Raw genomic sequence first — 21,271 nt, 5'->3', positions numbered from 1 at the left:
CGAGCTAGTTGCTCGGGGTCGGTTCGGGAGTCGGCTCGGACGTGCGTTCGGCGGACGGCAGGTACTGCTCGGGCATCGGCGAGCCGGGGAACCACTTCTCGTAGAGCTCCTTCCATGTACCGTCCTCCATCGCCTCGGCCAGACCCTCGTCGAGCGCAGTCTTCAACTCGTCGTTGCCCTTGGCGAGAGCGAACCCTGCCGGAGCATCGAACGACGGGATGTCCGCAGCCGAGACCAGGCCGAATTTCTCCGTGTAGTCCTTGGCCGCTTCGTAATCGAGGAAGTGGGCATCGACGGACCCGCCGTTGACGGCGGCAATGGCCGAGTTGTTGTCCGGGAAGCGGACGAGGTCGGTGTCGGTGAAGTTCTTCACCGCGTACGCCTCCTGCAAGGTCCCCTGCACGACGCCCAGCCGGTGACCGTCGAGGCTTTCGGCGTCCTTCACGCCTGAGTCCTTCGTGGTGATGACGGTGAGGTAGCCGGCGAGGTAGCCCTCCGAGAATTCCACGGTCTGCTTGCGCTCCTCCGTGATGCCGATGGCTGCGACACCGACGTCGAACTGCCCGTTCGCGACGGCCGACAGCAGGCCGGAGAAATCCTGCCCGGTGAAGACGACGTCGTCCACGCCGATGCGCCCTGCTACGTCCTGGAACAGTTCGACGTCGAAACCGGTGAAGTTCCCGCTCTCATCCGTGAACGTGTAGGGCTTGGCATCACCCAGGCTCGCCACACGGATGGTGCCTGGTTCGATCAGGCCATAGGGGTTCTCCTCCGGGGATGCCGAAGGGGAGGACCCGCATCCCGTGAGGACCAGCAGTGCGGCCAGGGTGGTGGCCGCGGCGGTGGCCATGGGGCGGAAGCGGAAGACTTTGTTCACTGGTTCGTCCAATCGATGATGGCACTTCGGTGCCGGACAGCCGGGAAGTTGCTGGAAGAAGGAAGGCCAACCCCTCGTTGAGTCCGGTCTCAATCCGTTAGAGTGAGACCGGACTCACATTTGGGTTGCTGAGGAATCTACACACTGATCCGTTGAGGGTCAACCTTTCCGGAAAGGTCACGATGAGTACTTCTTCCTCTCGCCGCAAGGATGCGACGGTCGCAGATGTCGCACGGGAAGCGAAGGTGTCGAAGGCGCAGGCCGCTCGGGCACTGGGTGCCTACGGTGCTGTCAGTGATGAGGTCCGCTCCCGGGTACTGGCGGCCGCTGCGGCGCTGGAGTACCGTCCGAACGAAGTAGCGCGGAGCATGAATACCGGCAGGTCCAAGACGCTCGGCGTCGTGGTGGGAGACATCGAGAATCCCTTCTTCAGCCTCGCCATGCGGGGCATCTCGGATGCCGCCAAAGCAGAGGGTTTCGACGTGATCCTCATCAATACGGGGGAGGATGTCACCGCAGAAGCGGAAGCCGTGCGCGTCCTGCTGGACAAGCGCGTCGACGGCATGATTGTGGCGCCTGCTTCGCAACTGTCGGTGGACCACCTGCGGGATGTCGTCGAATCGGGCCGTCCGCTCGTGCTGCTCGACCGCCAGATCCCCGCCCTGGGAGTGAGTGCCGCCATGGCGAAGATGGACGGGACGGCGTTCGAAGCGGTGAGTCACCTGATCGAGGTCGGACATACCCGCATCGGGTACATCTCGTCGCTCGACGTCGGGAGCTGGTCGCCCGGCGAGGAGCTGGACCTGGGCACCAACCCTGTGTCCGAACGTCTGGCCGGCATGCGCAGGGCGTTCCGTGCTGCCGGCATCCCGACATCCGAGGATCTGATCCGCCTGAGTGCGGGTAAGCCGAAACCCATCCGCGAGATCGTCGAGGAACTGCTGCAATGCGCGTCGCCGGCCACGGCGATCATCGCGTCCGACAGCCTGATCGCCCTGGATGTACTTCGCACCATCCAGGACCTCGATATGAGGATCCCCGATGACGTGTCGTTCATGATGTACGACGACATGCCGTGGGCGCAGCTCATGAAACCGCCCATCACGGTGGTCGCCCAACCCGTCTACGATATCGGGGCAGCGACGGCAACTGCGCTGCTCGATCAGATCCTGGGGCGTCCGCTGCAGCCTGGGAATCTGCTGTTCGAATCGGAGCTACTGCTCCGCGGATCGGTGGGGGCCCCGGACCGCCGGCCGAGAGTCTCCGTGTAGATGTGGGGGCATGGCGAGCATCGATAGCTTCATGTGCACCGGCACTCGCTCACGCGCCGGTCGATAGTCATGCCCCGGCCGATGATGCCGGATCGAGGGCTCCCGCGGGCTCGTCCAATGCGACCCGTGAGGTCGCCGAGTCGACTTCTCCGGCCTATCCAGATGCAGCGTTCCGTACTTAGATGGAGGGAAAGCGCTATCCAGGAGGCCCGCTGCATGGAGCACACAGCTCACGTGGTTCCCGACCCATCCCGAACCGATCAGAAGGGACCTCGACAGCGGGTCGTTCTTCTCGTCCTCGCCCTTGTGATGCTCCAGGTGATCTGGCCGCTGACCATGGACCTGTACCTGCCGTCCCTTCCTACGATCCGCCGCGATTTCGGCTCCCCCGAGTCCGGCGTCCAGCTCACTCTCACGGCGGCCTTCATCGGTATGGGGATCGGTCAGTTGGCGTCAGGACCGGTGTCCGACGCTGTCGGACGGGCCCGTCCGCTCTCGGTGATGATCGTCGTCTACTGCCTCGCGACAGCCTCGTGCGCCCTCGCCCCTGACCTCGGGTGGTTGATCGTGAGCCGGGCGTTCCAGGGCATGGGCTCGGCGGCGTGTGCGGTCATCGCCCTTGCGATCGTCCGGGACCTGTATGCCGGCAAGCAGTTGCTGGTGTTCCTGGCACGGTTGGCCATTGCCTCGGGAGTGTTCGTGGTGATCTCACCCGCCCTTGGCGCGCAGCTGTTGCAGGTCGTGGGATGGAGAGGGCTCTTCTGGATCCTGCTCCTCTATGGTCTGGTGCTGCTCTGTATCGCAGGGGTGATCCTGCTGCGCAATGAGACCCACACTGCCGACCGCCGCCTGCTCCGGAAGGGTGTGCGCGTGCGTGACGACTACCGCAGTCTTCTGGGCGACCGTCAGTTCCGCGACCTCGCGCTGGCCGGAGGATTCCTGTTCGCGGCGATGATGTCGTACATGGCGGGCAGTGCTTTCCTGCTGCAGGAAGTGTTCGGGCTGACCCCTACGGGTTACGCACTGCTGTTCGGGGCCCAGGGTGCGCTGATGGTGCTCGGGGCGCAGGCCGGAGGCTTCATTGCCCGGCGCTCCTCGTCCGTGCTCGTGATCCGCATCGGGGCGGTCGCCCTGGTGGCGGCCATGGTGATCCTGCTGCTGAGCGTCGGCGTGGCCCCGGAGTTCGGCCTGTGGGGCCTGACCGCGCCGATCATGGCGTTCACGACCGCCTTCGGACTGGTGTCCCCGGCACTTCAGGCCACGGCCCTGGAGCACCACGGCCTGCGTGCCGGCACCGCAGCGTCCCTCCTCGGAGCATCCAACATGGCCGGATCGGCCGTCATTGCTCCTGTCTCCGGCATGTTCGGGCTGTCTTCCCCTGTGCCGACCGCCGTCGTCATGCTGTGCTGCGCCTCCATCGGCGGCCTCCTCCTCATCTCCGGCGTCAGGAGATCCGGTCGGAAAGGTCTGTGAGGACGGCCCGATCGGTCCGGTGAAGCCCCGGGTTCAGCGGTCCGCGGCATTCCGTACCCGAGGTCAGCCGACGAGTTGTGCGAGCTGCAGCAGATTGCCCACGGTGTCGTCGAGTACGGCCACGATGACAGGCCCCATGTCGGTAGGAGGCTGTGTGAAGGTGACGCCCAGGGCGGTCAGCCTCTCGTACTCGGCCTGCACGTCGGCAACCCCGAGGACGCAGAACGGTATGCCATCGGAGGCGAGTGCATCGGTGAAGGGTGCGACGGCAGGGTGCCCCTTCGGCTCGAGGGAGATCTGGGTGCCCCGGGGGCGTTCAGGGTCGATCACGGTGAGCCATCGGTGCTCGCCCATAGGTATGTCCGCGGACACCGCGAAGCCCAGGTGGTGCGTGTAGAAATCCACGGCTCGCTGCTGGTCGTCGACGAAGATGCTGACTGCTTCAAGTTTCATGACTCTGCCTTTCCGGTGGCCATCGGTCGAGGATCTCGGCCAAGGGCGATGTGTCGATGGTGTGGAACCGGTAGCGTCCGCTCCGCTCCGAGTGCACAAGACCGGCTGACTCCAGGACGTCGAGATGCTGCGCCACTGCCTGGCGTGTCGGAGTCAGGTCGTGATTCGTCGCGAGCTTCGAACACAGCTCGAACAGGGTCTGCTGCTTCCGACCCAGGAGTTCATCCAGCAGCGCCCGCCGCGTCTCGTCGGCCAACGCCCGATAGATGTCCGTCACACCGACAGGATAGGTAAGTGAACGCTTACCTGTAAAGTGTCGCCAGCGGGTGAGGTGGTGCGGGCGGGGTCGGATCGCCCCGCCGTGCATGAGTCGATGCGGGGATGTCCTACGAGGGGTGTCACGGGCTGAAGGGCCGCCGACGTCGCAGGAGGACGACGCCGTCGTCGAGGGTCGCGGCCTCGCCGTCGGGTCCTGTCGTCGTGCGGCTCCGGGTCTCGGAGATGCGGACCTCCCAGAGGTCCCGGTCGAGTCCGAGCTCCGCGATCTCCTCGTCCGGTGTGAGGAAGGTGTGCTTCCTGTGTGTCTCGGGAGGCGCCCATGGAGGTGCTGCTGCGTGGGTCACGATGAGTAGGTGGCCATCGGTGACTATGCGGGATGCGGCAGCGCGAAGAATGGACGTCCTGGTCAGGGCGACCGGGGAGTGGAAGAAGGATGCGGAGACGAGGTCGTACCCGTCGCCGTCGTCCTCACCGTCCGACCAGGATTCCAGGTCGACAGCGTCGAACCGCACCGTTCCCGGCAGGGGGCCGGCGGCGGCTGCCGTCCTCGCCCGAGTGATGGCGGTGGGCGAGATGTCCACGCCCGTCACGTTCCAGCCCTGCTGCGCCAGCCAGATCGCATCACCGCCTTCACCGCAACCGAGATCCACAGCTCGCCCCGGTTGCAGGCCGCGGACGACGTCGGCTGTCGTCGCGTTGACCCGTCCGGACCAGACGGTGCCGGTTTCCTGGTACCGGGTCTCCCAGAACACGGAAGGCGCCGCCGGATGCGTTGCGGCATGCTCGCTCATCGGGCGTCCACGCTTTCCTTCTCGCGAGGTCGCGCACCGACAACCACCCCGTCGGCCACATCGGCCGGCTTGTTCTGATTCATGAGGACCTCCTGGATCAAGGTTCTCGGATGATTGCACCTGCGGGCAAACAACTTTGACGTTCTGGCAAAAATCCCGATGGCGACCGGCTGCCGTCCGTCCTGCCCGCTCAGGCGCCCGTTCGCCTTATTCGGCGTCGTAGGTGTTGGCGATATACACGTCACACGAGGCGGTGTGGGCGACGCTGTTGGCGACGCTGCCGAGTACCCGGCCGATGCCACGCATGCGGCGATTCCCGACCACGATCATGCGAGCTTCCACGCGGGCCGCTTCGCTCACCAGCGATTCCGCCGGCTTGCCGCGGACAACGGTGTGGGTGACCTCGAGGTCATGACTCTGGAGGCTCTTGATGACGCCCTCGACCGCCCTCTCAGCGGCGTTGGCCGCCGAGATGATGAATTCCTCCGATCCGCTGCGCCTCACCTCCACATGATCGCTATCGAAAGCCGAGACGACGAGCAGTGGGGCACCGAGCGCGAGAGCGAGATCCCTGGCTACTTCTGCGGCCTTCTGCGCGGTTGCGCTGCCGTCGACTCCGACGACGATGGGGTTCGGCATTCCTGTTCCTTTGTGAGGTTCCTGCTGTCCCGACCAACGGGGCACGTCTGATATCTTCCCTGACGCCACGCCGCATCGCCAGCGCGTGCGCGACGGGTACTACCGTAGGGAAACGCCAGAACACTCGACCTGGCCTGATGGATCCGCGGGGTGATCATCGTGCCCGACGCTCGACGGCGCGGTCGGGCTAGGGTTGCTGTCATGGATCAGGCAACCGCGGCACTGCGCGCTTTGACAGCCGGTGGGAGTACCGGGATCGTCATGGATTTCGACGGCGTCCTCGCTCCGATCACTGATGATCCTGCCCTGAGCGCACTACTGCCGGGCACCGATGAGATCCTCGCGAGCCTCGCGCGCAAAGTGTCCGTCGTCGCCCTCCTGTCCGGCCGGCCGGTGGCCTTCCTTGCACGGCAGGCCACCATACCGGCCGTGCAACTCCACGGCTCGTACGGTCTGGAGCGCCTCACACCTGACGGAATCGAGGTCAGCCCGGAGGCGCAGCAGTGGCTACCCGCCGTCGAGGAGGTCGCGGCGATGCTGCACCAGGAACTGGATGGCGTGGACGGCATCCATATCGAGGACAAGTCCCTCGCCGTGGCCGTGCACTGGCGACGTGCTCCGGACCGGGACCGCGCCGTGGAGCTGATTGCACCGATCATCCGAACAGCGATGGAGACGCACGGTCTACGGCGTGAGCCGGGCAAGTTCGTCGAGGAACTCCGCATGCCGCTCGATCAGGACAAAGGCACCGCCCTGCGCAGGATCATCGGCGCCAGCGGTCTCGAATCGGTGGCTTATGCCGGCGACGATCGCGGAGACGTGCCGGCCTTCGAAGCAGTGATCGCTGCCGGCGGTCATGCGCTGGTCGTCGAGGGCGCGGACATCGCTCCGGAGGTGCGCTGGATCCCCGGTGCGCACTTCGGGGGACCTGAGGAGTTCCGGTCCTGGCTGCAGGAACTCGACGGCGCACTGCCCTAGGCGAACACCAGCCCCGAGGGCGTCGTGCCGCCAGTCCCCCCTGCTGCCGGGCGAAGATACCCGGCAGGGCCACCCCGACCCGGTCGCCGAGCCACCCTGGACGCCACGACAGCGTGAGGGGCGCCGGAATGCCTCAGATCGTCCCGCTCGGGCAGGTGTAGCTGCGACACGTGCCTTCGACGGTCCCCGGGTGGCTTACCGGGCAGCCCAGGGGTCGGGTACAGGTGTCGTGGGAAGGAACAGGTCGTTCCGTCCGAGGAAGGTCAGGCCGGTCGTGGCTGTCCTCAGCCTGTCCCCGACGTGGACAAGGGCCAGTGTAAGAGCCTGGATGGCGTCGATCCCAAGGGCTCTGCCGTCGATCGCGTCATCGTCGAGGCCAGTGATCCTGTAGGCGCAGAACCAGTCGAAGGGTGGGTCCGGCATTCTTGCAGGTGAACAGAGCTCGACGATGACGTCCTTCCCGGTGGAGCTCTGCATTGTTCTGCTTCCGATGATCGCTGCGGGATCGAACGCGTAGTCGGGTGTCATCGAGGTCCTTTCGGAACGGAGGATCGTCGGGTGATTCGGGGGTTCTCAGAGTCCGCCCACCGCTTCTTGCCAACGGGGTGGGGTTCACGCCGGTTCCAATGCATCAGTGTGAAGACCTGATAGTGCGCACACCCCTGCGGCTGCGTCAGCGGCCGCTCCTCGCTCACGGTCGGTTCTCGGTGTGCGCGTCCACGTCGATGAAGCCGTTCCTGATGCCCCACAGCACGGCCTGCAGGCGGTCACGCGATGCCGTCTTCTGCAGCAGCCCCGCAAGGTGGTACTTGATGGTCGTCTGCTCCACGAAGAGTCGGGTCGCCATCTCCGCATTGGACAGGCCCTGTGCCAGCAGGTGGAGGACCTCGAGCTCACGGGTGGTCAGCGGCGTCGCGAGCTGGACGGACCGGGGCTGCGGTGATGCCGGAGAGGGTGCCGGGCGTCGCCGGCCGAACTCCTGCAGGATCCGGCGCGTCAGGCGCTGGTCGAGCGTCCCACCGCCCCGGGCGACGGATCGCACTGCGTCGAGCAGCGTGTCCTCGTCCGCCCCTTTGAGCAGGAACCCGGCAGCGCCGGCTTCGAGGGCGGCGAAGATGTCTTCGTCGATGTCGAACGTCGTCAGGATCAGCACGTCGCCGTGCAGCGAATCATCGGTCGTGATGGCGGCCGTCGCCGTGATGCCGTCCATGACGGGCATGCGGATGTCCATGCACACGACATCCGGCCGGAGCTCCCTGGTCAGACGGACGGCCTCCTCGCCGTTCGCGGCTTCACCGACCACCGTGATGTCCTCCGCCGAGCCGAGCAGGACGGAGAGCCCGGTGCGGACGATGAGCTGGTCGTCCGCGACGATCACGCGGATCATGGTCGCTGTCCGCCGGCAGGGCGAGGGATGCGGAGCCGGTTGCGCCACCCGCCGCCCGCCGTGGGACCCGTCACGAGATCGGCTCCGATCAGTTCGGCACGCTCGTTCATCCCGACGAGTCCGTACCCCCGACCACCCGGTGTCCCCTCCGCCGCCCGTGCCGGGGATCCGGCGCCCGGCGCGTTCTCCACGGTGACCACCATCTCCTCCGTCCGGTACTCGAGCGAGACGGTGCAACTGGCGTCCGGCGCATGGCGGGCGGCGTTCGTCAGGGACTCCTGCACGGTCCGGTAGACGGACGCTTCTGCCACGGGCCCGAGGCGGAACTCTTCGCCCGTGACGGTGAAGGCGACGTTCTGGCCCCGCCCGGCGGCTGCGTGGATGAGCGCCGGCAGGTGGGCCAGCCCGGGGATACCGATGGTGGTACGTCCGTCGTCGATTCTCGGGCCGTCGTCAGGGCGTAGCAGCCCCACGGTTCCGCGGAGGTCGACCATCGTCGCACGGGCCTCCTGTTCCAGCTCGCGGAGCATCGAGCGGCTCCGTTCCGGGTCCGACGCCATCAGCGCGCCGGCTGCCTGCGCACTGACGATGATGCCGGACAGATGGTGACCTGCGATGTCGTGGAGTTCGCGAGCGAGTGCCGTGCGCTCTGCGCGGCGGTCCTGCTGTAGGAGGTGGATCCGCTCACGTTCGATGAAGTCCTGGCGCTCGCGGGCTGCCTCCCGGAGCTGCGCCCGGCCGCGGCTGAACTCGGCGATCAGGGCGGGAACCAGGTACTCGAAGACGAGCCGCGCAGCGATCAGGCCGAAGACCATCGGAAGAGGCAGGAGGCCGGAGTGGAGGGCGGCGACCAACCCCACCAGGCTGCTGAGGACGGCCATCGCGGAGAGCACCCGGAGGGCAGCGGGCCGCTCGGACCGGCGGACGAGGTGGAAGGCGGCAAGCATCACTGCCAGGCTCCCGATACCCAGTTCGGCGGCGCTGGAGGCGAGCAGCCCGCAGTGCAGCAGCACGACGGCGGCGAAGACCCGTACGGGTGAGGTCCAGCGGAAGAGCAGGGCGGCTGCCTGTCCGGCGACGAGCACGGCTTGCAGGGTGGTGAGGAGCAGATCCTGGGCCGGTTCCAGGATCCCGCCGACACCGGCTCCGAGATAGGTGACTGCCGCAAGAAGGACCGCCAACGGAACTGCTCCGGTCCGCCGCGGAGCACCGTGTCCGCCCTCCCTGATAGTTCGCACGGATCGAGTCAACCACGGACGCACCGGCGCGGGATGCGCGCCGGTGCGTCCGTGGTGGTGTCGGGTTATGACCCCGCCTGCAGGATCACGTCGAGGGCCTCGACGACGATCCTGTACAGGCTCATGAGTTCGACCTCGTCGGAGGGGTCGACGATGGCCCAGGGAAGGGCGGCCACTGCGATCGTGACGGCGGTTCCGTCAGGTCCGACGGCGTTGCGGGTCTGGGTGCCGGGGATGTCTCCGCCGTGTCCCCAGGCCGTGCCGCCACCGCTGAGCGGATAGCTCTGCAGACCGAGTCCGTAGGTTGCTTCGGGCCACAGCTCGTCCCCGGCCGGCACGGTCGTCCGCATCTCCGCAAGGCTCGCGTCGCTCAGGAGGGTGCCGTCGAGAAGCGCCTTCATGAAGGTGTTGAGCTCGCTCGGAGTGGAGACCATGGCGCCGGCGGCCCAGGCGAAGGACGGATCCATGGTGGTGATGTCCTTCAGTTCGCCGGCGTCGTCGAGGTGGTAACCGAGGGGATGCACGCCGCGCAGTTCCTGCTCGCCCGGGACCGGCAGGTACGTGTTCACGAGCTGCAGCGGGCCGACGATGCGCCGCTCGATCTCCTCGTACAGCGGTCGCTCGGTGAGGCGCTCGATGACCAGTCCGAGGACCAGATAGTTGGTATTGCTGTATTCCCACGTCGCACCGGGCACGAAGACCGCAGGCTTCTCCAGCGCGATGTCGAGCATGTCCCTCGGTGAGATGAACGTGTGCTGGGCGCCGAAGGCATCCGCGGCGACCCGGTCGGCATACTCGGGTAGGCCGCTGGTATGCTGCAGCAGCTGCCGGACGGTGATGGCTCCGCCGTCGATCCCCTCGCCCGTGACCAGTCCGGGGAGGTAGGTCCCGACGGGTTCGTCGAGCGTGACGGCGCCTTCCTCGACGAGCTGGAGGACGACGGTGCTGACGAACATCTTCGTGTTGCTGGCGATGCGGACCTGCCCGTCGACGGGAGCGGGCTCGCCGGTGGCGAGGTTCCCGGTACCCGCTGCGAGGGTGATGGTGTTCCCGTCGGGACCGGTGACGGCAGCCGAGGCGGACGGATACCCGGCGTCGACGAGCTTCTGCAACTGCTCCTGGACGACGCCGACGTCAGGACCAGCCTGCCGTTCGGGGGCGGTGGCGCCGGCCGGTGCTGCTGCGGCAGCATGTGTGGGCTCGAGCGTGCCGGGTTGGAGCAGGGCGATACCGGTGCCTGCAGTGAGCGCCGCGGCGAGGGTGACGGCGGTCCAGCGGGACGTGAGGGAGCGCCTGATGGGGTGTGCGGGCGATGCAGGCATGATGGATCCTGACTTTTGAGGGTCGATGGAGGGGGCGTAACCGGGTCCGGAATCAGAGGTCGCGGCGATGCAGCGTGATCGCTGCAGCTGCAAGCACGGTTGCGGTCAGGGCGGCGAGGGCCGCGAGGGCGATGCCGGGCGCCAGGGCACCGCTGGATCCGACGGCTGCCTGGGACAGGGAGACCGGCAGGAACTGCGCCCAGGTGGGCAGGGTCCCGGCGGCGAGTTGCACGATCGACAGCAGCACGGGCTCGAGCACCAGGGCGCCGAGCATGACGAGCACCGCGGCGAGCTGGTTGCGCAGGATCAGGCCGACGGCCAGTCCGATGAGGCTGAGCAGCATGATGGCGAGTACCCCGCGGCCGAGGAGGCCGAGGACCTGCACCGGGGGAGCGTTCAGGGCTGCGCTCCGGGTGAGGAGGGTGGCCAGGAGGGTCAGGAAGGCCGTGGCCGCCAGGAGCACTCCTGCCACTGCGCCGGCTGCAGCCGCCGCGCCGGACTTGGCCAGGACGATGCGGGACCTCCGGGGCTCGGCGAGGGCAGCGCCGGTGAGGCCGCCGTATCGGAAGTCACCGGTGCCGGCCAGGACACCGAGCAGGACGACGGCGACGATCACGACGCCGATCGACCCTGTGCTCATCGATGCCCCGAACAGGTTCAGGGCGGCCAGCTGGTTCTCGGGGAGGGTCAGGTCGATGATCGGTAGTCCGGCACTGACGTCGGCCCCGGCAGCGCCGTCCTCACGAAGTGCGGGCAGCAGGAGGGTGAAGGCGAGTTGCGTCGCGATCAGCCCGAGGGCGGCGATGAGGATGGCGGCCTTGGTCGAGGTGGTCGTGGTCAGTTTGAGGATCTCAGCGCGCAGCATGGGGAGCCCTTTCGTCCGTGCCGGTCAGGGAGAGGTAGTAGTGCTCGAGGTCGCCCCGGGAACTGGCGAGGGCCTCGTCGAGCGAGGTGGCGGTGCGGACACGGCCATCGGCGATGATCACGATGTCGTCGGCGATCTGGGCGACGTCGGAGAGCATGTGCGAGGACAGCAGCACACTGCCGCCGTTGTCCGCGAAGGACCGCAGGTACTGTTTCAGCCAGTGGATGCCGGTCGGGTCGAGGCCGTTGGCGGGCTCGTCGAGCACGAGGAGCTGCGGTCCGCCCAGAAGGGCTGTCGCGACTGCCACCCGCTGACGCATGCCCAGCGAGTAGTCGCGGATCCTGCGTCCGGCGTCGTCCGTCATACCGACGGTCTCGAGCACCTCCTCGACGCGCGACGTCGGCAGGTAGCCCTGGGCGGCGGCGATGCGCAGGTGTTCGCGGCCGGTGCGCCCGGGGTGCAGGCCGCCGGCGTCCAGCACGGCACCGACGCGCCGGATGGGGTCGGAGAGCTCGCGGAAGGGTTTGCCGAAGACGAGCGCTTCTCCCGAGTCGGCTGCTGTGAGACCCAGGAGCATGCGGATGCTGGTCGTCTTGCCGGCTCCGTTGGGGCCCAGGAGACCCACGATCCGGCCGGGGCCGACGGTGAAGGTGATGTCCTCGACCCGGGGGACCCCATGGAACGCCTTGCGCAGATGCCGGATGGTGACGGGTGCGGGAGTGTGGTTGTCCATGCCTCAACCCTGCCCGCGGCCCATCCCCCGCGCCCCGGCCTCAGGGACAGTTCCCACTGGCCGCGAGAACAGTCTGCGTGTCGGGCCACGGGACCCCGTAGTCCGTGGATCCCGTGGATCCCGTGGAACCCGTGGCTGCTGTGCCTGCAGCTGTGGCGGCCCCTATGTGCCGCTCGGCAGCCCCGGCTCCTGGTCGTTCGGGCCGAGGGAACGTGGGGTGGGTGGGGATCGCGTGGTGCTGTCCCCGGGTGCAGATGTGGTGAGGATTCCGAGGAGCTCCATCGCCTGTCGCGAGGGTGTGCCCGGGGCCGTGGTGTAGACGAACAGGTGCTGGCCCGGGTCTCCCGGCATCGTGAAGGTCTCGTCGTCGAGCGTGATGTCGCCGATGACGGGATGGCGCAGGTGTTTCGCCGTGCGTCCGCGGGTGAACTCGCGGAGTTCGGCATCCGGGTGGACCTCATCGAACCCGGTTACCTGCAGACCGATTTCCTCGCCAGCAACTCCCTGGCCCTGCCTGCCCGGACCGTTGACGGGTACACGGCCATTCGTGGGATGACCAGCGCGCACCAGTCCATGCCCTGCATTCAGCTGGGCGATCCGGTCAAGGCTGCCTCCGCGATCATCACGGTTGCGACCTCGCCCGAGGCGCCCTAGCACCAGCTGCTCGGCTCGGATTCCCTCTCATTCGCGGCCTCCGCCGTCGACGCGCTGGCCGCGGACTTCGAAGCGGGCCGTGACATCGCCCTCAGCACGGACATCGTCCGAGTCTGATCGACGTGACCACCACTCGGCCCGGGGCGGCTGTCACACGCTGTGCCGGTTCCGGCGCAGTCTCTCCATGGATCCATCAGGAGGGTCAGGGAACGGAGACGTGATCGAAGGATCCGCGGTGCGCGGCGGCGGGGTGGCGATGGGGCAGCTGCGGACCTTCCCCGAACAGTTTCTCCCGCAGCGTCCCGGGCCGGTACTCGCTCTGGGCCAGACCGCGCCGACGCAGTTCCGGGAGGACTCCCTCGATGAAGTCCTGGTAGGAGCCGGGGATGATCTGGTTGATGATGTTGATCCCGTCGATCCCGGCTTCCTGCCAGGTCTCGAGCTGGTCGACGATCTGTTCGGGCGTGCCGGCGATCTGCTGGTTGTAGGCGCGGTACCTGGCCACGTCGGCGATGGTCGGATTGCCGCCCGGTACCGAGGCGAACAATGCTTCGAGGACTCCGCGGGCGCCGTCGGTGCGCACGTCGCCGAGGGTGGTGTCCAGGGGAAGCCCTCCGAGGTCGACGCCGATGCCGCCGCCGATGTGCGCGACGATCATGTCGAGATCCAGGTACTCGTCGTAGTCGGCCTGCTTGGCCTTCACTTCGGCTTCGGTGGATCCCACGACGAAGGACAGGCCCGCGAAGAACTTGATGTCGTCGTCGCGCCGGCCCACGTGGCGGGCGAGCGCGCGGACCGACGTCGTCGTCTTCCGCGCGTAGTCGACGTTCGGCGCGAAGAGGAAGGCCGCTTCGGCGTTCGCGGCGGCGAAGTGCTGCCCACGGCCCGACGAGCCGGCCTGGAAGAGCAGTGGCGTGCGCTGGGGTGACGGCGCCACGAGGTGCGGTCCCTCGACCGAGTAGCGGGCCCCCTCATGGTTGATCTTGTGGACCTTCGAAGCATCAGCATGACGTCCCGTGGTCTTGTCCTGCAGCAGCGCGCCGTCGTCCCACGATCCTTCCCACAGCTTGTAGCAGACCTCGAGGTATTCATCCGCCCAGTCGTAGCGGCTGTCGTGCTCGACGAGCCCATCGTTGCCGAAGTTCCGGAAGGAGTTCTCGAGCACGCTGGTGACGATGTTCCACGCGACGCGCCCCTGGCTGAGGTGATCGAGGGTGGAGAGCTGACGGGCGAACTGGAACGGGTGGGACTGCACGACGGAACTGGTCAGGGCCAGGCCGAGGTGTTCGGTGGTCGCGGCGAGGGCTGATTGCAGGACCAGGGGGTCGTTGGACGGGACCTGGAGCCCCCGGTCCACATGGGAGGCCCAGCCGCCGCCGTGGTTGCCGTACAGCCCGACGACGTCGGCGAGGAACAGTGCGTCGAAGCGGGCGTCCTCGAGGGTCCGGGCAAGGTCGGTCCAGAGCTTCAGGTCGTTGAAGCGGTGTTGCCGGGCCTCGGGGTGGCGCCACTGACCCCCGAGGATGTGGCTGGTGGTGTTCATGGCGAAGGCGCTCAGAAGGAGCCGGGGGCGTTCGGTGAAGACTGACATCAGGGGGTACCTCCGGTGGTGGGTGGCTGCGTGGTGGCTTCACCGATGCTGTTCAAGCCGGTGGGGATGGTTCCGTTGACGTAGTAGTCGCCCACGGAGCGTGCTTTGAACAGGGCAGGATTGTGCGTGGCGACGGTCCGTGCGTTCCGCCAGTGACGATCGAGTGCTCTGCCGGTGCTGACCGACGATGCCCCGGTCACGTCGAACAGTTCACTGGTTGCTGCGAGCACGAGCGGCGGGACCGCGACGTGCGCCTGCTGGACGGCGAGTTCCGCGCGGAGGAAGGCGTGCTCCGGTGAGAGCGCCAGCACGGGATCGACGGCGGCATCGAGGTCACGGGCAGCCGCGGTCACGATCGCCTCGGCGGCGAAGGACTTCGAAGCGAGGAGCCCCACGTGTTCCTGGATCTGCGGGTCGTCCCGGAAGAGACCACCGGATCCGGTGTTGAACGTGCGGGTGCGGGTGCGTACGAGGTCCCGGGCGTCGCGGAGGGCTGCGCGTCCGATACCCGCAAGGACGGCGAGCAGGAAAAGTTGGAAGAACGCCGGCTCGAGCGTGCTCGTGACCTTCCTCTGCAGGATGTCCCCGGCTTCCACCGGAACCCTGGCGAAGCGGGCCGTCCCGGTGCCGGTGAGTGGCTGCCCGAAGCCGTCCCAGTCGTCGACGATGGTGACGCGTGGGTCGTCGGCCTTCACGAGTGCGTACTGGCGTCCTTCGACGCCCTCGGTGCTCGCCATGACCACGACCCAGTCAGCGAAGATGCTGCCGGTGGTGTAGTACTTCTCGCCGGTGAGGAACCACCGCCCGTCCTCGTCGTGCAGTGTCGTCTGCGTCGTGCCGAGTGCGTTCCCTGCCCGCTCGGTGGCCGCGTTGCCGAAGATCTGGGCGTCGGCGACGCGCGGGAACCAGCGGTCCTGGAACTCCGGGGGCTGCAGTGCGGCGGTCTCCACGAACGAGAAGTGGGATCGGAGCAGGTGGGCTGTATTCGAGTCCGCCTCGGCCAGTTCGATCAGCAACCGGAACAGGTGCTCGTGGTTCACGGGGTCGCCACCGTAGCGGGCGGGCACGCGAAGGGTCGTGAAGCCGGCGTCCTTCAGCCATCCCACCTGCTCGAAAGGCAGGATGCGGTTCGCTTCCCGGTCCAGGGACCCCTCGGCGATGCGCTGGAAGACCGGCCGGAAGCGTGCGGCGAGCTCTGCGTACCGTGCCTCCCCCGACACCGGAGGTGCTCCCTGGCCGGGGAGGGTCGGGCTGTCGGGTGCGGTCCGGGGCGACGTGCTGGCAGTGGTGGTCACGGTGGGTGTCCTTACGGGGCTGACAGGGCGGAGAGACCGGGACGGGCGGTGTGGGCATGAGCGGCAGCGGTACGGGATCCGGAGCGCGCGCGTAGCCGGTGCCCGGGATTGGACGCGAGGAGAACCCGGGTGTAGTCGGACGAGGGATTGCCGAAGATCTGCGCTGTGGGGCCGGTCTCGACGAGGTGTCCCTGCCGCATGACGCCGACCGTCGTCGAGATCTGTTCGACGACGTGGAGGTCGTGCGAGATGAAGAGGTAGGTCAGCCCGAGGTCCTGTTGCAGGTCCGCCAGGAGGGCGAGGACCTGCGCCTGGGTCAGCACGTCGAGGGCGGAGAGCGCCTCGTCGAGCACCAGTGTCCGGGCGCCCAGGGCCAGGGCCCGCGCGATCGCCACCCGTTGGCGTTGGCCACCTGACAGCTCGAGGGGACGCTTCCCCGCGAGGGCCACCGGGAGATCGACCTGCTCGAGGAGTTCCGCCACCCGCGCCGATCGCTCGGCGCCGGTGCCCACCCGGTAGTTGAGGAGGGGCTCGCCGATGATATCGCTGACGGCCAGGCGGGGATCGAGGGCCGAGTCAGGGTTCTGATACACCAGCTGGAGGCTCCGCCACAGCTCCCGCTTCCGGCTCCGGGAGGCGGTGGTGACGTCTTCCCCGTGAAGGAGGATCTGCCCGGCCGTGGGATCGAGCAGGCGCAGGATCATGCGTGCGGTGGTCGACTTACCGGACCCGGACTCACCGACGAGGGAGAAGGTAGTGCCCTGCGCGACGCCGAACGAGACATCGTCGACCGCCCGGTGATGCTCGCCCTTTCCGCGGAAGTCCTTGGTGAGGCCCCGGACCTCGATGGCGGGAACGGTCACGGGTTCCGCCGTCGATGCCGTCCGGGCCTCTGCCGGGCGGCGGTGGGGCGAGGCTTCCTCGAGCAGCCGCGCCGTGTACTCGTCGTCAGGGGCGGCGAGGATGTCGGCCACGGGGCGGTCCTCGACGATGCGACCTCGCTGCATGACGACGATGCGCGCGGCGTGATCCGTCGCGACGGCCAGGTCATGGGTCACGAACAGCACGGCCGTGCCGAACTCCCCCGCCAGACGTTCGAAGACCTCCAGGATCTTCGCCTGGACGGTGACGTCCAGGGCCGATGTCGGCTCGTCCGCGATCAGCAGGTCGGGCTGGAGGCTGAAGGCGATGGCGATGAGCACGCGTTGCTTGAGGCCGCCGGAGAGCTCATGCGGGTACTGCCTGAGCCGTTCCTCGGGACGATCGATGCCCACGAGCTCGAGCAGCCGGAGGACGTCGTCGCGCACGGCCTTGCGTGAGCGCCGCGCACCATCGGGGTGCAGGCGGAAGACCTCGGCCAGTTGCGAACCGATGGTCCTGACCGGGTCGAGGGACGCCCCCGGGTCCTGCGGCACCAGTCCGATCCGTCGGCCGCGGATCCCCTCCAGATCCTTCTCCCGGGCGCTGGTCAGGTCCGTGTCGCCGAGGGTGATCGACCCGGCTGTCCGCTCTGCCGCACGGGGGAGCAGCCCGATGATCGACTTCGCCAGGGTGGACTTGCCTGATCCTGATTCACCCACCAGGGCGACGATCTCACCGCGGCCGACAGCTAGGTCGATGCCGTCCACGGCAGTCGTGGTACTGCCGTGGTGGCGGTACTCGACCCGCAGGCCACGTACCTGCAGCAACGGATCGGCGGGGCGCTGGAAGGTCCGGGTCTGCGAGGCGTCGGGGTGGACGCGTGGCTCTGCGGTGTTCACGGTTCTCCTGGCCTAGATTCGGAAGGTCTTGAGCAGCCGGCGGCCCAGTGCGGCCAGCAGGATGACGGCGACGACGATGACGACGCCGGGCAACGACGTCAGCCACCAGGCACTGCCGAGGTACTGGCGTCCCTCCGCGATCAGCAGCCCCCACTCGGGGGTGGGGGGTGGAGCGCCGAAGCCGAGGAAACCCAGACCGGAGATGGCGAGGATGGCAGCGCCCAGGTCCACCGCGAGCAATGCCAGCACCGGGCCGGCCGCATTGGGCAGGATGTGACGGACGACGACGGACCGGTAGGTTCCGCCGTTGAGGAAGGAGGCTTCCACGAAGTCGAGGTTCCGGACCCGCAGCACTTCGGACCGCACGACCCGTGCGAAGGACGCGATGGATGCGATGCCGACGCCGATCCCCAGCGATACGGGTCCGGGGGCGAACGCGGTGACGATGACGAGGGAGATCAGGAACCCGGGGACGGCGAGCAGCACGTCGACCAGACGCATGGCCGTGGCATCCGCCGCCCGTCCCGCTGTTGCGGCTACTAGGCCGATGATCGTTCCCACGACGAGGCCGATGATCACGGCGAAGCCCGCGGTCAGGAGCGTCTGCCGCGTACCGAAGACCACCCTGGAGAACACGTCCCGGCCGAGGTGATCCGTCCCGAAGAGATGGGTGGCGTTCGGCGCCTGGAAGTTCTCGCTGGGCACGCCATCCAGGGGTGAGTACGCGGTGAACCATTCCGGGGCGACAGCCCACGCGACGATCACCGTCAGGGGAAGGGCCGTCAACCACAGGGCGGGGTTGCCGACAGGTCCATGGCGGCGCCGCGAGGGCCGGAGCGCCGGTACGGACGGCCCGGCTGCGCCGGTTGCGGGAGGGCTGCCGGCCGCGGTCGGTCCAGTATCCGGCACGATCAGCGGGAGGGAAGCGTCAGGGGGTGTCAAGGAGATACCTCGATCCGATCGTGGTCATCAGGCGGTCAGGGCCCGCGGGGCCCCTTGCCCGTTGCTCTTGAGGATGCGCGGGTCGAGCAGGGGATACAGCAGGTCGACCACCAGGTTGACGACGACGAAGACCGTCGCGGTCAGGAGCACCAGCCCCTGTACCAGGGGCACGTCCTGGGTCGTGACGGCCTGCAGGACCACCGAGCCCAGCCCTGAGCGCGCGAACACGGTCTCGGTGATGACGGAGCCCGCGAACAGCGTCCCCACCGTGATCCCGGTGATCGTCAGGGCCGGTCCTGCCGCGTTCTTCAGTGCGTGGCGGAAGAAGATCCAGGACCGTGAGGCGCCCTTCGCCCGGAGGACGTCGATGAAGGGCTGGTCATAGACGTGACTCACGCTCTTGAGCAGCACCTGTGCAAGGGGAGCCGAGACGATGATCGCCAGGACCAGGACGGGCACCGCGAGGGACAGGAAGGATCCATCCGGGAACAGTGACATCACGCCCCAGCGGATCGAGAGCAGTTCCAGCAGGACCAGCCCGAGCCAGAACACGGGGATCGCCGAGAACAGGGGAGGCAGGTTCACCAGCACGCGGCGGACGACACCCGAACGGGTGAGGGTCGCGGCAGCGACGAGAAGGACGGCGATCACCACGGCCGTGACGAACGCAGAGCCCGCCAGCGCCACGGTCGATCCGGCGACACCGCTGATCCGGTCCCGCACCGACTGGCCGGAGGCCAGCGAGTACCCGAAGTCCCCGGAGAACAGCCCTGCCAGCTGGTGCAGGTACTGGACCACCAGCGGTTGGTCGTAGCCGTACTGACTCTTCATGGTGTCGATCGCCGCCTGGTCGACCGCCGAGTCGACCGTCAGGAAGATCGTCACGGGGTCACTGGGCAGGAGCTGCACCGCCAGGAAGACGAGGGTGTAGGCGAGCCACACCACGAGGAGCGCCTGGCCGATCCGCTGGACGAGGTAGCGTGCCACAGCCCGCTATCCGCCTGTCTTCCACGCGCCCTGGAAGACAGGAGCCGTACCGGAGGTGAACTCCACATGGGTGTCGCTGTGGGCTCCGTACACCTGCACCTCGTCCCACAGCACCAGGGAGTAGGCCTTGTCCACGACCAGGGCCTGCTGTTCCCGGGCGAGCAGCTCATCGCGTTCGGGGCCCTGGGTGACAGCACGCTCTGCGGCGAAGATCGCGTTGAGGTCCGCGTCGCTCGTGTGCGTCATGGTGTTGTTGGCCGGCTCGAAGATCGGCCCGAGGCCGCCGTAGATGAACTGCCGGGTACCGAAGAACTCGACATTCGGATCGGGCATGGCCGTCGCCAGGAACGTATTGTCACCGGCACGGTTGTCGAGTTTGACCCCGATCTCCCGCCACTGCTGTTCGATGAGTTCGAAGGCCGGTTTGATGACCACGGAGTTGTTGGAACTCGTGACGGTGACCTCGAGCTTCACCCCGTCCTTCTCCCGGATGCCGTCCGCGCCGACGTCCCACCCTGCTTCGTCGAGGAGCGCCCGGGCTTCGTCGGGCTGGTATTCGAGCTCCTCGGACAGGTCGACGAAGCCCGGGGCCTGATGGTTCAGCACGGACGCTGCGAGTTCGTAGCTGTCGGACAGGACGGTGTCCTTGATGCTCTGCCGGTCGATGCCGATCTGCAACGCCTGACGGACGTTCTCGTCGGCGAGTTTGCCGCTGCCGATGCGGACAGCAGCCATGTTCACGGTGAGGTCGATCCCTTTAGCCGGAAGGACCTGGTTTCCGCTCGCAGCGAGGGCGTCCTCGTCGAGGGGCTGCAAGCCCCGTACCAGGTCGACCTGCCCCGACTGCACGGCGCCCGCTCGGTGAGCGACTTCGGGCAGGTACTTGACGACCACCTTGTCGAGGTAGGCATCCCCCTGGTTCCCGGCGGTCTCCGGAGCCCACGCGTAGTCCGTCCGTTTGGCGAGCACCACTTCCTCGTCAGGCTTCTCCGACTCGAAGGTGAACGGGCCGGAGCCGGAGATCCGGGAGATCGCCGACTGTCCTGCCGCATCCAGCTTCAGGGTCGCCGGTGAGACGAGACCGGCGGTGACCGACGACGTGGCCCGCAGGAAGTTCGCGTTGGGGGAGGACAGCGTGACCTTCACCTGGTCCTCGCCGATGACCTCCGCGGAGCTGTAGCCGGCGAAGTCGACGTTCGGCTGGACCTGCGCGGCTTCGATCCCCAGTCCCAGGGCATCGAGGTTCAACTTCACCGCCTCGGCGTTCAGGGGCGAACCGTCGCTGAAGGTCACCCCGGAGCGGATGGTGAAGGTGAACTCGGTCGCGTCGGCATTGGAGGAGAAGTCGGACGCGATCCAGGGGACGAGCTCACCCTGCTCGGGATCGAAGTAGGTCAACCGGTCCAGGACGCTGTTGAGGACATTGGACTTCTCGTAGAAGCGAGCCGCCTGGGTCTGCCAGTTGTTGATCGGCGTGACTTCGGCGTAGACGAGCGTCCCTCCTTCGACGGGTCCGCCGGTACCGGCATCCTGCGCCGCCGGAGTGCTCGAGGCGGAACTGCACGCAGTGAGCGCCAGCGCGGCGAGGCTCAGCATCGCCGTCACCCGCACAGGCCGGCGAGCCATGGCAGGGAATGTCCGTGCTGAATCAGTGCTGGAAACGGGGCGGGAAGTCATGCCGGTCCTCTCAGTCATGATGAGGGTTCCCTATCCGCGCACGCAGCAGGCTCAACCTC

The 21,271-nt window shown here is 67.5% G+C and carries 21 protein-coding genes; 3 read left to right on the top strand and 18 right to left on the bottom strand.

What is annotated here, in order from left to right; all coding sequences use genetic code 11:
• Window positions 1–4: 4 nt before the first annotated feature.
• Window positions 5–850, bottom strand: a complete 846-nt coding sequence (locus CI785_RS10310) for an ABC transporter substrate-binding protein (protein WP_105032166.1) — start codon at window positions 848–850, stop codon at window positions 5–7.
• Window positions 851–1,059: 209 nt separating this feature from the next.
• Between CI785_RS10310 and CI785_RS10305 the strand changes: the two genes are divergently transcribed.
• Window positions 1,060–2,148, top strand: coding sequence for a LacI family DNA-binding transcriptional regulator (locus CI785_RS10305; protein WP_105031982.1), 1,089 nt, complete (start codon window positions 1,060–1,062; stop codon window positions 2,146–2,148).
• 69 nt (window positions 2,149–2,217) lie between these two features.
• On the top strand, window positions 2,218–3,621 hold the full coding sequence (locus CI785_RS10300) for a multidrug effflux MFS transporter (RefSeq protein ID WP_338064897.1): 1,404 nt from the start codon (window positions 2,218–2,220) through the stop codon (window positions 3,619–3,621).
• 63 nt (window positions 3,622–3,684) lie between these two features.
• Here CI785_RS10300 and CI785_RS10295 read toward each other — a convergent pair whose 3' ends face one another.
• From CI785_RS10295 to CI785_RS10280, 4 genes are all read right to left on the bottom strand, one after another.
• Entirely contained in the window at window positions 3,685–4,074 is a 390-nt protein-coding gene (locus CI785_RS10295) for a VOC family protein (RefSeq protein WP_105031980.1), read from the bottom strand.
• On the bottom strand, window positions 4,064–4,351 hold the full coding sequence (locus CI785_RS10290; protein WP_105031979.1) for an ArsR/SmtB family transcription factor: 288 nt from the start codon (window positions 4,349–4,351) through the stop codon (window positions 4,064–4,066). Before CI785_RS10290 ends, CI785_RS10295 begins: the two co-directional genes overlap by 11 nt.
• A gap of 121 nt (window positions 4,352–4,472) precedes the next feature.
• Complete coding sequence (locus tag CI785_RS10285; RefSeq protein WP_105031978.1) at window positions 4,473–5,144, bottom strand: class I SAM-dependent methyltransferase; 672 nt, start codon at window positions 5,142–5,144, stop codon at window positions 4,473–4,475.
• Window positions 5,145–5,351: 207 nt separating this feature from the next.
• Window positions 5,352–5,783: a universal stress protein gene (locus CI785_RS10280; protein WP_105031977.1), complete on the bottom strand. Its 432-nt coding sequence runs from the start codon at window positions 5,781–5,783 to the stop codon at window positions 5,352–5,354.
• A 201-nt stretch (window positions 5,784–5,984) separates the two neighbouring features.
• Here CI785_RS10280 and otsB point away from each other — a divergent pair, with 201 nt between their 5' ends.
• A complete protein-coding gene (otsB, locus tag CI785_RS10275; protein ID WP_105031976.1) occupies window positions 5,985–6,761 on the top strand; it encodes a trehalose-phosphatase in 777 nt (258 codons plus the stop codon).
• Window positions 6,762–6,956: 195 nt separating this feature from the next.
• Here the strand turns inward: otsB and CI785_RS10270 are convergent, their stop codons facing one another.
• From CI785_RS10270 to CI785_RS10210, 13 genes are all read right to left on the bottom strand, one after another.
• Window positions 6,957–7,289 (bottom strand): DUF6968 family protein, encoded by a 333-nt coding sequence (locus tag CI785_RS10270; protein WP_105031975.1) that lies wholly within the window; start codon window positions 7,287–7,289, stop codon window positions 6,957–6,959.
• Between the two features lie 163 nt (window positions 7,290–7,452).
• Window positions 7,453–8,148, bottom strand: a complete 696-nt coding sequence (locus CI785_RS10265; protein ID WP_105031974.1) for a response regulator transcription factor — start codon at window positions 8,146–8,148, stop codon at window positions 7,453–7,455.
• Window positions 8,145–9,329, bottom strand: coding sequence for a sensor histidine kinase (locus CI785_RS10260; RefSeq protein WP_105031973.1), 1,185 nt, complete (start codon window positions 9,327–9,329; stop codon window positions 8,145–8,147). Before CI785_RS10260 ends, CI785_RS10265 begins: the two co-directional genes overlap by 4 nt.
• Window positions 9,330–9,451: 122 nt before the next feature.
• Window positions 9,452–10,708: a serine hydrolase domain-containing protein gene (locus CI785_RS10255; protein WP_105031972.1), complete on the bottom strand. Its 1,257-nt coding sequence runs from the start codon at window positions 10,706–10,708 to the stop codon at window positions 9,452–9,454.
• A 52-nt stretch (window positions 10,709–10,760) separates the two neighbouring features.
• The gene (locus CI785_RS10250; RefSeq protein WP_105031971.1) at window positions 10,761–11,573 is read right to left on the bottom strand and encodes a hypothetical protein; all 813 of its coding nucleotides are present in this window, start codon (window positions 11,571–11,573) and stop codon (window positions 10,761–10,763) included.
• Complete coding sequence (locus CI785_RS10245; protein ID WP_105031970.1) at window positions 11,560–12,306, bottom strand: ABC transporter ATP-binding protein; 747 nt, start codon at window positions 12,304–12,306, stop codon at window positions 11,560–11,562. Before CI785_RS10245 ends, CI785_RS10250 begins: the two co-directional genes overlap by 14 nt.
• A 162-nt stretch (window positions 12,307–12,468) precedes the next feature.
• Window positions 12,469–12,873 carry an MmyB family transcriptional regulator gene (locus tag CI785_RS17755; RefSeq protein ID WP_205753601.1) on the bottom strand — a complete coding sequence of 135 codons (405 nt, stop codon included), beginning with the start codon at window positions 12,871–12,873 and terminating at the stop codon, window positions 12,469–12,471.
• 289 nt (window positions 12,874–13,162) lie between these two features.
• Window positions 13,163–14,551 (bottom strand): NtaA/DmoA family FMN-dependent monooxygenase, encoded by a 1,389-nt coding sequence (locus CI785_RS10235; protein WP_105031968.1) that lies wholly within the window; start codon window positions 14,549–14,551, stop codon window positions 13,163–13,165.
• Window positions 14,551–15,846 carry an acyl-CoA dehydrogenase family protein gene (locus CI785_RS10230; protein ID WP_240615129.1) on the bottom strand — a complete coding sequence of 432 codons (1,296 nt, stop codon included), beginning with the start codon at window positions 15,844–15,846 and terminating at the stop codon, window positions 14,551–14,553. Before CI785_RS10230 ends, CI785_RS10235 begins: the two co-directional genes overlap by 1 nt.
• A gap of 11 nt (window positions 15,847–15,857) precedes the next feature.
• Window positions 15,858–17,534, bottom strand: a complete 1,677-nt coding sequence (locus CI785_RS10225) for an ABC transporter ATP-binding protein (protein WP_240615151.1) — start codon at window positions 17,532–17,534, stop codon at window positions 15,858–15,860.
• An 84-nt stretch (window positions 17,535–17,618) separates the two neighbouring features.
• Window positions 17,619–18,548, bottom strand: coding sequence for an ABC transporter permease (locus tag CI785_RS10220; RefSeq protein WP_240615128.1), 930 nt, complete (start codon window positions 18,546–18,548; stop codon window positions 17,619–17,621).
• Between the two features lie 27 nt (window positions 18,549–18,575).
• Window positions 18,576–19,535, bottom strand: a complete 960-nt coding sequence (locus CI785_RS10215) for an ABC transporter permease (protein ID WP_105031965.1) — start codon at window positions 19,533–19,535, stop codon at window positions 18,576–18,578.
• A gap of 6 nt (window positions 19,536–19,541) precedes the next feature.
• Window positions 19,542–21,161: an ABC transporter substrate-binding protein gene (locus tag CI785_RS10210; RefSeq protein ID WP_240615127.1), complete on the bottom strand. Its 1,620-nt coding sequence runs from the start codon at window positions 21,159–21,161 to the stop codon at window positions 19,542–19,544.
• Window positions 21,162–21,271 lie beyond the last annotated feature (110 nt).

This window comes from Arthrobacter ruber (assembly GCF_002954225.1).
In the GTDB taxonomy this organism is placed as follows: Bacteria; Actinomycetota; Actinomycetes; order Actinomycetales; family Micrococcaceae; genus Arthrobacter_D; species Arthrobacter_D ruber.
Note: the sequence above shows the minus strand (reverse complement) of the source record. Positions and strands in the feature narration are given on the sequence as shown.

Coding starts and splice junctions, on each gene's coding strand:
- CI785_RS10310 (WP_105032166.1), bottom strand. CDS start 850: ATGGCCACCGCCGCGGCCACCACCCTGGCCGCACTGCTGGTCCTCACG.
- CI785_RS10305 (WP_105031982.1), top strand. CDS start 1,060: ATGAGTACTTCTTCCTCTCGCCGCAAGGATGCGACGGTCGCAGATGTC.
- CI785_RS10300 (WP_338064897.1), top strand. CDS start 2,218: ATGCCCCGGCCGATGATGCCGGATCGAGGGCTCCCGCGGGCTCGTCCA.
- CI785_RS10295 (WP_105031980.1), bottom strand. CDS start 4,074: ATGAAACTTGAAGCAGTCAGCATCTTCGTCGACGACCAGCAGCGAGCC.
- CI785_RS10285 (WP_105031978.1), bottom strand. CDS start 5,144: ATGAGCGAGCATGCCGCAACGCATCCGGCGGCGCCTTCCGTGTTCTGG.
- CI785_RS10280 (WP_105031977.1), bottom strand. CDS start 5,783: ATGCCGAACCCCATCGTCGTCGGAGTCGACGGCAGCGCAACCGCGCAG.
- otsB (WP_105031976.1), top strand. CDS start 5,985: ATGGATCAGGCAACCGCGGCACTGCGCGCTTTGACAGCCGGTGGGAGT.
- CI785_RS10270 (WP_105031975.1), bottom strand. CDS start 7,289: ATGACACCCGACTACGCGTTCGATCCCGCAGCGATCATCGGAAGCAGA.
- CI785_RS10265 (WP_105031974.1), bottom strand. CDS start 8,148: ATGATCCGCGTGATCGTCGCGGACGACCAGCTCATCGTCCGCACCGGG.
- CI785_RS10255 (WP_105031972.1), bottom strand. CDS start 10,708: ATGCCTGCATCGCCCGCACACCCCATCAGGCGCTCCCTCACGTCCCGC.
- CI785_RS10250 (WP_105031971.1), bottom strand. CDS start 11,573: ATGCTGCGCGCTGAGATCCTCAAACTGACCACGACCACCTCGACCAAG.
- CI785_RS10245 (WP_105031970.1), bottom strand. CDS start 12,306: ATGGACAACCACACTCCCGCACCCGTCACCATCCGGCATCTGCGCAAG.
- CI785_RS10235 (WP_105031968.1), bottom strand. CDS start 14,551: ATGTCAGTCTTCACCGAACGCCCCCGGCTCCTTCTGAGCGCCTTCGCC.
- CI785_RS10210 (WP_240615127.1), bottom strand. CDS start 21,161: ATGGCTCGCCGGCCTGTGCGGGTGACGGCGATGCTGAGCCTCGCCGCG.